This is a genomic window from Pedobacter aquatilis, from assembly GCF_032678405.1.
GTDB lineage: Bacteria > Bacteroidota > Bacteroidia > Sphingobacteriales > Sphingobacteriaceae > Pedobacter > Pedobacter aquatilis_A.
In genome coordinates, this window is record NZ_JAVTSJ010000001.1 from 759,759 (window position 1) to 771,460 (window position 11,702).

General features: G+C 41.3%; 6 protein-coding genes and 1 tRNA gene. 2 read left to right on the plus strand and 5 right to left on the minus strand.

Annotation, left to right across the window (positions count from 1 at the left end):
• Nucleotides 1–86 precede the first annotated feature (86 nt).
• From R2R71_RS03310 to R2R71_RS03325, 4 genes are all read right to left on the minus strand, one after another.
• Nucleotides 87–3,692, minus strand: coding sequence for a BamA/TamA family outer membrane protein (locus R2R71_RS03310; RefSeq protein ID WP_316829820.1), 3,606 nt, complete (start codon nucleotides 3,690–3,692; stop codon nucleotides 87–89).
• A gap of 78 nt (nucleotides 3,693–3,770) precedes the next feature.
• A complete protein-coding gene (locus tag R2R71_RS03315; protein WP_316829821.1) occupies nucleotides 3,771–4,673 on the minus strand; it encodes an SdiA-regulated domain-containing protein in 903 nt (300 codons plus the stop codon).
• Between the two features lie 72 nt (nucleotides 4,674–4,745).
• Nucleotides 4,746–6,785, minus strand: a complete 2,040-nt coding sequence (ppk1, locus tag R2R71_RS03320) for a polyphosphate kinase 1 (RefSeq protein ID WP_316829822.1) — start codon at nucleotides 6,783–6,785, stop codon at nucleotides 4,746–4,748.
• Nucleotides 6,785–8,014, minus strand: a complete 1,230-nt coding sequence (locus R2R71_RS03325; RefSeq protein WP_316829823.1) for a Pycsar system effector family protein — start codon at nucleotides 8,012–8,014, stop codon at nucleotides 6,785–6,787. Before R2R71_RS03325 ends, ppk1 begins: the two co-directional genes overlap by 1 nt.
• A 298-nt stretch (nucleotides 8,015–8,312) precedes the next feature.
• Between R2R71_RS03325 and R2R71_RS03330 the strand changes: the two genes are divergently transcribed.
• Nucleotides 8,313–8,386 (plus strand) — tRNA-Ile (locus R2R71_RS03330).
• Between the two features lie 77 nt (nucleotides 8,387–8,463).
• On the opposite strand, the gene R2R71_RS03335 is transcribed toward R2R71_RS03330, so the two are convergent.
• Nucleotides 8,464–9,258 carry an SDR family oxidoreductase gene (locus tag R2R71_RS03335; RefSeq protein ID WP_316829824.1) on the minus strand — a complete coding sequence of 265 codons (795 nt, stop codon included), beginning with the start codon at nucleotides 9,256–9,258 and terminating at the stop codon, nucleotides 8,464–8,466.
• A gap of 472 nt (nucleotides 9,259–9,730) precedes the next feature.
• Here R2R71_RS03335 and R2R71_RS03340 point away from each other — a divergent pair, with 472 nt between their 5' ends.
• A complete protein-coding gene (locus tag R2R71_RS03340; protein ID WP_316829825.1) occupies nucleotides 9,731–11,680 on the plus strand; it encodes a sigma 54-interacting transcriptional regulator in 1,950 nt (649 codons plus the stop codon).
• Nucleotides 11,681–11,702 lie beyond the last annotated feature (22 nt).

Here is an 11,702-nt window from a genome sequence, read left to right on the forward strand (position 1 = left end):
TATATATTACCTACGCTGTTTCAGGCCTTTTAGTTTTAAATAGTTAATCTTTCTTACTCCTTCAGGTGATTACAGCGCCTCGCCCCTTAATACCTGAAATTTAAGGAAACATAAGGATACCAGCCATCACTCGAGTGCCCCATTACAAAACGTATAAGGGTTAATGAGGCGGGAGCAAAATAAACTCCTCCACCAACACCATGGTGCCATAAATCCGAATTTTCATTACGGCTCCATACACGCCCTACATCGTAAAAACCTAGTAAACCAACTTGCCCCGGCAAAACATAACTCACCAGGTCGCCAAGCTTCGCCCTTAACTCCAGGTTATTATAAAAGGTGTGGTCGCCGGCAAACCTGAACTGTCGATAGCCCAGTAAATTGCCCTGCCCACCCAAAAACTGCGATTGATAAAATGCCGGCTTACCTACGGTTATACCGCCGCCAAAACGATCGGCCAGTATAAAAGCTTTACGCCCGTCAAGGTTTTTATACAAGGCAATACTGGCTGTAAACTGTCCAAACGAATTGGAATATTTATTTACCCCCTTGTAACCAACCAGTTTAAAATCGACATAACTGCCCAATGTTGGCAATAAATCGTTATCGCGGGTATTGTTGGTAAAGTTTACAATCGCCCCTGCAAACATTTTTTCGTTGCGGAGGGTCAAACTATCCGACGAATGTAAAGCGCCGCTGCTCGTAATAAAACGGCCTTCATTATCTTCCTGGTTTAATTTATAATACTGGAACGACGGACCAACACTAAAGGTCGATTTTGGCCTGCGCCACCTGATCGACGGATCAACCTGGTAAAGATTAAACCTTGCCCGGTAATACCTGATATCATCGCCATGTTCATCAAAATGCGTGTTATTACCTATACCAAAGAAATTCTGCGTATTGTTTGGCGCATAAGCATCAGCCTTGATAATAAAATCGCCCTTACCCAGTGCCTTTAACCATTCGCCCTTATAGCTAAACCGGAAAGCCCTGGTAGAGAAGGAATGCAAGAATGAAATTGTTTGCGAATTCCCGTAAGGTTGCTTCCGGAAACCCGGGTTCGTTTGCCTGAAAATCAAACCTAAAAGCACGCCGTCATCATTATTATAGCCCGCATTTAATAACCACGAATTCCTCCTGTACATATCTTTCGGGATATAACTGAAATTTGAAGTGTCGTTCGAAATGATTTTCCTGATTTTATCAGCAGCTTCTCCATTGTAAGTTGCCTTATCTTCCCGGCCGTATAACTTTACCGAAGCATTGCTGTTCGCAAAATCGTAAACCTTCTTACCTTTCCCGCCGATAATCCTGATTTTAATATCCGATTTTTTATTATCAAGGATTAAACTGTCGTTTCCGTTATGCATGTACACACGGATTTCACGGGTAACTTTCGGATCGAATACACGGTCGAAAAGTTTTTCCTTAATATTTCCTTCTTTCGAAATTTTATTGATTTTGACCTTTAAACCCTTATCTGCGGCATCCGTAATCTGGATTAATTCATTTTTATTCGTTACCTCAATATCAACAATGCGGTTAAAGAAATGGTAATATTCATTCATTAACTTCGGCAGCTGCTGCACCCTTGCACGCATTTGAGCCAAAAGCGCATCATGATGAAGCGAATAACTTGGCTCCGGAAGTTTTTTCAGTGCCTTTTCAAATACTTCATCATTGTAGTGTGAACAAAACTCCTTAACAATTTTATCCCATTCTTCCTCACCAATGTTTGCTGTCCAGCGACTGCTGATCTCTCTTCCCTCCCATAAAAACCAGTTGATGTTCTTGATATTGCGTTCATAGCCCTGCATCATTGGCAACAACGATGATGATTGTGTATATCGCTGCAAAGCACCGTCAGAGCGAAAAAATACCTGGTCACGGTCTCTTGGTACCGGAGTATAATGAGAACCGCCATCCTTTTTGGTTTCCTTCCAGCGCCATTGGTCTTCATGCCTGTCCCAGTCGCCCAGTAAAACATCAAAGGCCCTAGCCCGCAGCCATGCCGGCCCATCTAAAGTATTGTCATTATCATCTGTTAACTTCCTGTCCATTTTAGGCGAGTTATCCGATTCGCCTAAAGGCTCCCTTTCTTCCAGTAAACACAATGTATTTGCAAAGGCCGGTTCATACTCGCCCAGGTTATCATCAGGCGAAACCCAGCCAATAATCGGGTTGGTATGCGGAATGCCCCCGGCTTTGGCCAGTTCAGGAACCACCAGTGCCGAAAAAGGGTGTTGCGCCGACATGTTATCCTTAATAATGTCTTTGGCAAAAGTTTGCCTTAACTGCTCAGGAAGCAATACTTCCGGGTATTTCTCTACACTCCTTAAAACGTATTCCTTACCATTCTTATCTTCAAGCCTTAACGACCTTGACTGGTTTCCGCCACCTCTTTGCGTGGCCTTTAACCCTCCCGCAATTTCCGATATCCGCAATACCGGCACCTTGGTTCGCTGGGCATACTCTTTTCGGTAGTTTTCGCCAAAAACATAACGATGGAAACGACCTACGCTATCATATTCAGGTTTAATCTTAACGGTAATACTGTCTGCTAAAATCGGTTTATCCCGGTTTCTAACCTTCTGACTAATGGTTTCGAATTTCTTGGTATAACTATACACCCTTTGAACGCCCGTATCTGCATAGATATAGTATTCGTAACGCATATCGTTGTTCATTAACTGATCGGCAACAACATAGCCCTGCTGCATTTCGTGAAACAAGGATGTCTTACCCTCCTTATTTGGCGAAACCTTCGATCCGGAACCGCTGATGATCTGTAGCTGTTTCCCTTTAATCAATTGCAAACCATGCTCATGCCCAGCAACATAGGTCACATTGGGGTAATCACCAAAAACACCTGTTATCGATTTGATCATATCCTTATAGGCCGGATGGTTCAAATCCTCAGGACTTAACAAAGTGGAACGTAAAAAAGGATAAACAGAACCTAAAACCGGCATCGGGATGTAAAGGTTCTTATTTAATGAGGTTAATGGAAAAAGGTGATTGCGTAGGTTAAAATACCCCCCATGCGGGCCATAGCTCTGGAAAGGATGGTGCGAAGCAAGCAAAATCACTTTGCCTTTGTTTTTCTCCAGCAAATCTTCCATTTTTACCAATATCTCATCTTTCGTGCGGCATTCGCAGTCACCGTTCGGGTTAGCCTTATTGTAAGGAAACAGCCACCACTCACTATCGTAAGCAATAATGGTTAATTTATCCGTTAAATTAATGGCCACCGGGTCAGGACAACCATTTTCAGGAATCAGCTTTAAAAGCGGGTCGTTCTGTAGTTTTAAATAATCATCCTGCGCCTTGATTTTCGCCAGCCCCTTTGGCCCAGATTTATCCCAGTCGTGGTTACCCGGGATAAAATAAACAGCCGCACCCTTTTCACGCATAGGCACAAACTGCGATTGCAGGATTTTCTTCGTTTCTTCTTCTTCCAGGCTACCGGGTAAGCCCATACCCGTAGGATAAATATTATCGCCCAGGTAAAGCACCGTTGTTTTTTTGGGAATGATCTGCTTGGCTGCATTCTTCAGATCCTGCATTTGGCCAGGGTTCATCTCGCCGGCATCACCAAATAAGATCACCCGGTACTTGACATCGCTTTGCGAAAAAGCGGCAATACTTATCAGGATAAAAAATATTGATAAAGTAAAATTTTTAATCATAGGGTTTGGTTTAGGATGCTTTGCAGCAGATCGTAAATAGAACAGGCAACCATGCATCTGCATCGCTGCCCGCTTATTTTATTTTTTTAGTTTAAACTGTAAAATATTGCCGGCAGCCAGTGTACCGCCCTCGTTTGAGATATAAAGATTTTGATCCCGGTCGAAGGCAATGCCCTCAGGCTGATTAAAGTTACCACCTTTTAACGAATGTACAGCCGTAATTTTAAAATCAGCATTCGCAATCACCAGCATTTTATTCACCGACGATAAAATATACCATTCTCCGGTAGCCGGGTTTTTAGCCAGCGCCGAAGGCTTGAACTTAACCTTTTTCTCGCCTGATAAGCTTTCAATATCGGCAAATGGCAAACTGAACTCCCCTGATGCCTTTAAAGTGCCATTGTCGCTGAAATCGAAAGCGTAAATACTTGTTGCCTTATTTTTATCATCTGCCTTGCTGCCTTTGGTAAGAACATAGACTTTACCGGCTTTTTCATCGGCAGCAAGCCCTTCATATTCTGCTTTCGGAACCAGGTCTTTGGTTTTCACAACATTTTCAGCCTTTGCTTTACTGATCTGCGATAAAGGGAAAATATGCAGCTCGCCATTGCTTTTAAGTACAATTACCTGATTTTTTATAATGGTCAGGTCTTCGTAATCGCCTTTACCGCCAAATTTGGTAAACTTCAATTCCTTATCATTTAAACCTAAATAAAACAAATCGCCGTCTTCATCCTGAATGGCAAAAACCTGTTTCGGATCGCCATTATGAAAGACAATACCTGAAATCTCGAACAGGTTCTGTGGCATGTTGTACTTCATGGGTTTATCCAGATCGTAAGGAAAGGCTGCCGCCTTTGCCTGCGTTTCTTCATTTAGACTGCCTTCTTTTTCACGTTTTCCGTTAACACAGGAGATGCAGAAAAATGCCAGTAAAAATACCGGAATTGATGACAGGAGGTATAGCTTAAATTTTTTCATTTAAATATAATTGATGTTTAGCCTGATGAAAGGACTTTTGTGCTTAGCAAGCTTTTCATCGTCCAATAAAAATCAGCACTTATTTTTTAAGTATTCGTAAATTTCATGTTGTGATGCAATAAGTGTTCCATCATTTTTAACCGGGATATTATCCATGTTTTCATCAATAAGAACAGCCTGCACATTATCCTGTTTCTGGATATTGATGATGTCGATGATTTCGGCTTTGATCTTTTCATCATACACCGGGAAACAGACCTCAATGCGCCGGTAAATGTTCCGGTTCATCCAGTCGGCCGAGCCTAAATAAACAGCCTCCTTGCCGCCATTGTGAAAAATAAACACCCGGCCATGCTCCAGGTAGCGGTCAACAATCCTGATGATTTTAATGTTTTCACTCATCCCTTCCACACCCGGAATTAACCTGCAGATACTCCGCACCAGCAGGGTAATTTTTACACCGGCCTGCGAGGCTTCATACAATTTATTGATTAAAACCTTTTCTTCCAGGTTATTCAGCTTAATGGTAATCGCCGCTGCCTTCCCTGCCTTTGCCTGCGCAATTTCCCGGTCAATTAAATCAAGGAAAGCCTGCTGAAGGTTAAACTGTGCCACCAGGATATGCTCGAATTTAATGAAGTCGCTTGATGCCGGTTTGATCCGCTTGGCCAGGAATATAAACAGCAGTTCTATTTCGCGTAAAATAGCCTTGTTCGCCGTCATTAAAATATGGTCGGTATAAAAGGCTGCCGTACTTTCGTTGAAATTCCCCGTGGCCAGCAGGCCTGTATAAAGCATCCTGTTGCCGCTTTTACGTTTTACCAGTGCAACTTTGGCATGTACCTTTAAAGCCGTAACACTGTAAACAATCTCCACGCCTTTCTCCCGCATCTTTTTTGCCCACTTAATATTGTTTGCCTCATCAAAACGGGCTTTCAGCTCTACCAGCACAAAAACTTTTTTACCATTCTTTGCCGCACTGATCAGCGCATTGATAATTTTCGAGTCACTGGCTACCCGGTAAATCGTCAGGTAAATTTCCTCAACATCAGGATCAATAGCCGCCTCATTAAAGAATCTGAGCACACTATCGTAACTATGGTAAGGCGTATGGATGATGATATCATTTTTAACGATAGCATCGGTTAAGCTGCCATCAACCACATCGGTATTGTATATTTTTGGCCAGGCTTGGTTTGCCAGCTTGGGGTTGCTTACCGGAAAACCCATAAAATCTTTAAGGTTATGGTATTGGCCTCCTTCAACCATACTAGTTTTTTTAAGGTTGAAGATTTTTTTCAGTAAAAGCAGCACCTCTGCCGGTATTCCGGGCTGGTGAAGAAACCTGGTGGCAAGCCCCGCATCTCTTTTTAACAACTGCGCCTCCAGCTGTTCTGATAAGCTCCCCGAATATTCATCCTTAAGGTCTATTTCCGCATCACGGGTAATTTTAAAGCTAAAACAACCTGTTACAACAGCGTTTTTAAAAACAACATCCAGGTGAAAACGGATAATATCATCCAGGAAAACCACGAAAACTTCCTTCCCAACTTCTACCTTATAAAATCGGGGCAGCTCATTCGAAGGGATATTTAAGATCACCGATTGCTCTGCTCCCCCTTCCTGAAGGGTAATCAGGAAATAAAGCTCGTTATTTGAAGGGAAAAAAGTGGTTTTTGGGCTAAGGTAAACAGGCTGCAAAAAGGCCAGCACCTGACTTAAAAAATAGCGGCTCAGTTGCGCCTTAACCTCATCAGGAAATGGCTTGCCGTAAATCAGGTTAATATTGTTTTCTGCCAGACCGGGGATGATCGCCTGTAAAGTCTTTCCATAGCGCTGTTGCTGCGCTGCAATTAAGTTGTTGGCACTGCTCAATAAGTCGGCTTCAATGCTGATATCATTATCATCACGGTTGCTCAATTTCTCCAGCGCCAGCAAAACCGGCATCCTTACCCGGTAAAACTCATCAAGGTTGGATGAAAAAATAGACAGGAACTTAATTCTTTCCAGCAGGGAAACACTTTCCCTTTCGGCTTCCATTAAAATGCGCTCATTAAATTTGAGCCAGCTTAAATCGCGGTTAAAGAGCGATGTTTCCCTTTGTAGTTCCATTAAAGTTTACCGTATGCAGCATAGGCAACAACAAATGCCAGCACCGCTGCAATTAAACCAAACATAAAGATATTATAGGCCAGCCTGATGAGTTTGTATTTTCGGCCCAGCACAACCCCCTGCGAGTAAACATCGGTAATCAAGGTGCCGTACAGAAAATCCTTATCGTCCATTACCCTGAGCATGCCCTCGGTATATGCCGGTAACGACATTTTATAAAAGTTACCGAAAAACAGCAGGTTTACCTTTTTATTGTCCATATCCTCTGGGGTAAAAACGCCCGAAGGAATAGAAGGACGGGTTGATAAAATAGATACAACCACACAGGTTAAACTTACCATCAGCAAAATGAAAGTAGGTATAATTAAGTTGCCATGGTCTTCAAGCCTTCTGAGCAGTAAACTCACAATCAGGGAAAGCATAATGGAATTAACCGTAATTAAGATATGCGCCTTATTATCGGCCATATCACTTAAACGCTGGTTATTGGCCGAGGTAATCCGGAACATGGTTTCAATCCCCTTATCCGGTTTATCATCCTTGTCCTTTTTACCTTTCTTCTTTTTTTCATGGATAACAACCGACGAATTATTAATCGTTACCGGGGCCTCTTCAAAATCGACAGTCCCTTTTTGTTCCGAAAGTTTCATTTTTATCTTGTCGATATTTTTTTGTTTCTGGTCATCGAGCAGTAACCTGGCATAATCGGTATGGTAATGTTGCGATTCGAGAAACTTGATATCCTTAATCCGCCAGTCGCTTTTACTGATGTCTTTTCCGTAAATCAGCTCCACCTCCTTATGCATCAGCTTGCCCTTTTTCCTGAAATCTTCTGTACCTAGATGAAAAAGGTCGGCATCACATAAAATATTTTCAAGCTGGTTATTCGGCTGCTGGGGGATTTTCGTACTTAAAATGGCGCCCGAAACCTTCGCCCTCACTGCCGCATCAACCCCTATTGATTCCAGGTATTTATCGGCAAGTTCCGAACCCTTTAACTCATGTTGCAGGGCATCTTCAAAATAACCCGTATCATGAAACCAGGCCGCAGCCGTAACGATAAAGAAATCTTCATCATTTAACTGGTAATGATTGGCAATCTGATGGGCAGCCTTAACTACATATTGCGTGTGCTGGAGGTTGTGGTAAACCAACCTCGGGTCGTGATGCGTATTAAAGTAATCGGTAACATGTTTTTCTACATCAGTTTGTAGTTGTTTATAATCCATGTGCTGTGATGCTATTGTTTTATTTATTGCCGGATATCTCCTGCAGTATGCTGTGTTTAATTAGCTAAAATTACGCTTATTTTCATAAAAAACGGCCAATGTTTAACAGGTAGCCCGCATCAAAAATATTTTATGACAATGTTATCTATAATGAAATTAGCTTGTTTTTGTTTTAGAAAAAAGCAATTCATTGAAAATGAAGTTGAAATAAGCTTTTTTGAAATTTATGTAAAAAACTTTTTCCAAAATCGAAAGCAAATTTGTAACATTGCACTCGCAAAAAACGAAAGTTTTTTCAGGGCCTATAGCTCAGTTGGTTAGAGTAGAAGACTCATAATCTTTTGGTCGCTGGTTCGAGCCCAGCTGGGCCCACAAACCCTTCAGTATTACTGGAGGGTTTTTTTATGATTTCAAATCATACTTTAAATAGCTTCCATCTGATTAAGTACCTAAACAGCACCTTTCAGCAAACCTCCTTCTGCTCGAATAGCCGCACCATTGGTTGCCGAGGCCAGCGGACTCGCTAAATAAGTAATCATATTGGCTACTTCATTCGTTTGTAAGAATCGTTGTATAATAGAGGTAGGCCGGATAGTTTTGAAGAAATCAGCTTCTACTTCAGCAACGCTCTTGTTTTGATCATTGGCAAGGCTATCGATAAAACCGCCAACGCCTTCTGATAAGGTTGGCCCTGGCAATACCGAATTTACGGTTACCGATGTCCCTTTAGTTAATTCGGCCAAACCTCGGGCTATCGCTAGCTGCGCAGTTTTGGTCATCCCATAATGTATCATTTCTTCAGGAATCTGAATGGCAGATTCGCTTGATATGAATATAATTCTGCCCCAGTTATTTTTTAGCATTTTATCAAAATAAGCACGAGCTAAACGTATGCCGCTCAATACATTAATCTCATAAAAGCGAAACCAGTCTTCATCGGTGATATCGGCAAAGGCCTTAGGTTCAAAAATGGCAACATTGTTTATCAGAATATCTAGCTCCGGAACTTGATTAATGAGCTGTTGAATAGACACGCTATCGGTAAAATCGGCAACTACACCACTAACCTGATCGTTGCCACTTTCAGCTTTAATCTGAGCTACAGCCTTATCAATACGCTCACGTGTACGTCCGTTAACAATCACTTCAGCCCCCTCCTTTGCTAACTGAAGGGCCGTAGCGAAACCTATTCCGGCAGTCGATCCGGTAATTAATGCTTTTTTGTTCTTTAACTTTAAGTCCATAATATCTTATTATTAGTATTTCTTAGTAATGCTCTGTCACGCTCCGACAACTCCAATGCCAAAAGCTTAAATACATACAATTAATATTTTTATAAAAATCTTCGCGCTGTAAACAACTTTATTTCAAAAATAACAGCTTTTTACAACGATATCCGGTAAATATGTTACGGGCAGGTAATTTAAGAAGTGATAAATTGCAGATAACCACTTCCTGCAAAATCATAATTAAAAAACAACGAAATATCGCTGATAAAAACAACGGTATTTCGTGGCTTTAAAATACACATGCATTCATGACTTATTTAAAATTCCGTTAAGCTGTTAAAAATATTTAACTTGCTTCATTAAACCACAAAATGTTTCTTTGGCGCTGCTTTATGGCAGGATTTATGAATAACAGCCAGCAATAACTAATCAGCAAATCCGGCATGCTGTAACCGGTGACAAACTAATTGACATGAACTCACGGAACATGAAAACAAAAAACATCCTCATTGTTGAAGATGAATTTATTATTGCGGATGTACTGGCAGATATCCTGAAAACAGCTGGCCATAGCGTTTCCGGCATTGCCGACAATGTTAATGAAGCCATTGAAATGCTAACCTTGTTCAAGCCTGACATTGTGTTGGTAGATATTTACCTGAAAGGTAAACTTACTGGGATCGACCTGGCAAAGAAGCTAAACGAATTGAATATCCCTTTTATTTACATTTCCGCCAACTCCAATCAGGAAGTGCTTGATGCAGCAAAAACAACCAATCCTTACGGTTTTATTATCAAACCATTTCGCGAAAAAGATGTAATTATAGCACTTGAAATTGCAATTTACCGTTACGATAACTTACTGGAGAATGGCACACACCAAACAGCAGTTCTACAGAAAAAAGCTGCTGAAATATTAGCATCAAAATTAAATTGGGAACTTAAAATATTGGAAATAAGCAAAACCCTGCAGCCCTATTTGCCTTTTGAGTTTATTTCATTTGGAACAATCCCCGCAGACGAGGCTAACTTTTATGAGCTATGTTTTTCCAGAATCGGTTTCGAAGAATATCAACTGATATCTGCAGCAGAACTTATGGTGATTTCAGGCTTAAAAAGGCATGAACTCGCCAGACTTAAATCCAACGATTCTTTTGATAAAATAGCTACCTGGTATGATGAAAACGAATTATCATCCCTGCTCCAGACACCATCTTTGAAAAAATTTCTTACAAATAAATATCGCCTAAAATCTCATCTTTCCTTTCCGCTTTCTTTAAATGATGGAACGGAATGCTATTTTAATTTTTATAGCAGGCGCCCTGATGCTTACCAGCCTGACCATTTGATTTTATGTAATCGCTTTGAGGCTTTGCTCACAAATTTCATGAGCAATTTACTTCGTCAGGCTGACAGCCCGCTGAAACAGGAAGTAAATAATTTTTCAGTCAGCCACCACAAACCTGTTATTGAAGCCAACAATCCTTTCTCAGGCATTATTGGTAACAGTCATCTTTTACTCGCAGTATTCGATAATGTGATACAGGTTGCCGGCTCAGATTCGTCGGTACTGATTCTGGGAGAAAGCGGTACCGGCAAAGAAAAAATTGCCGAACGCATTCATTCATTATCACGACGTAAAGACAGGCCATTCATTAGGATAAACTGTGCAGCATTGCCCACTACACTCATTGATTCTGAACTCTTTGGTCACGAAAAAGGAGCATTTACCGGCGCTCATGAACGAAAAACTGGCCGTTTCGAACATGCACACACCGGCACTATTTTTTTAGATGAAATTGGCGAGCTACCCCTGGAGTCGCAATCGAAATTATTACGCGTACTTCAGGAAAAGGAAATTGAACGGATTGGTGGTAGAAGCACTATAAAAACTGATGTAAGGATTATCGCCGCAACAAACCGTAATCTTGATAAAGAAGTAGCCGAGGGACGTTTCAGACTCGATCTTTTTTACCGCATCAATGTTTTTCCAATCGTAATGCCTCCACTTCGCGAGCGTAAAGAAGATATACCAGGCCTGGCCATGCATTTTTTAAACGTATATTCCCGAAAGACAGGAAAAAATGTAAAAACCATTGTTCCAGAAGTCTTAGCCCAAATGAATCAATACCATTGGCCTGGAAACATCAGGGAACTGGAAAATATGATAGAGCGAAATGTTTTACTAACAAAAGACGATACCATTAGCAATATGGTGCTCCCAAGTCAGCTTGAAACCTACGGTGCATCAAAACCCGTTGAAACCTCAATAACGACCATGAGTGAAGGCGAACGTGCCCACATTCTTTCCGCACTAAGAAAGTGTAATGGAAAAATCTGGGGTGAAGGCGGTGCAGCAAGCTTATTAAATCTGCCACCAACCACATTAAATTCTAAAATGAAAAAACTGGGAATCAGTAAGAATTTTGGTCTTTAAAATCACCCGTCGGAAATTTCAT

Excerpts from the sequence above, each read along its gene's own strand:
- R2R71_RS03310 (WP_316829820.1), bottom strand. The coding sequence starts at position 3,692 with ATGATTAAAAATTTTACTTTATCAATATTTTTTATCCTGATAAGTATT.
- R2R71_RS03315 (WP_316829821.1), bottom strand. The coding sequence starts at position 4,673 with ATGAAAAAATTTAAGCTATACCTCCTGTCATCAATTCCGGTATTTTTA.
- ppk1 (WP_316829822.1), bottom strand. The coding sequence starts at position 6,785 with ATGGAACTACAAAGGGAAACATCGCTCTTTAACCGCGATTTAAGCTGG.
- R2R71_RS03325 (WP_316829823.1), bottom strand. The coding sequence starts at position 8,014 with ATGGATTATAAACAACTACAAACTGATGTAGAAAAACATGTTACCGAT.
- R2R71_RS03335 (WP_316829824.1), bottom strand. The coding sequence starts at position 9,258 with ATGGACTTAAAGTTAAAGAACAAAAAAGCATTAATTACCGGATCGACT.
- R2R71_RS03340 (WP_316829825.1), top strand. The coding sequence starts at position 9,731 with ATGAAAACAAAAAACATCCTCATTGTTGAAGATGAATTTATTATTGCG.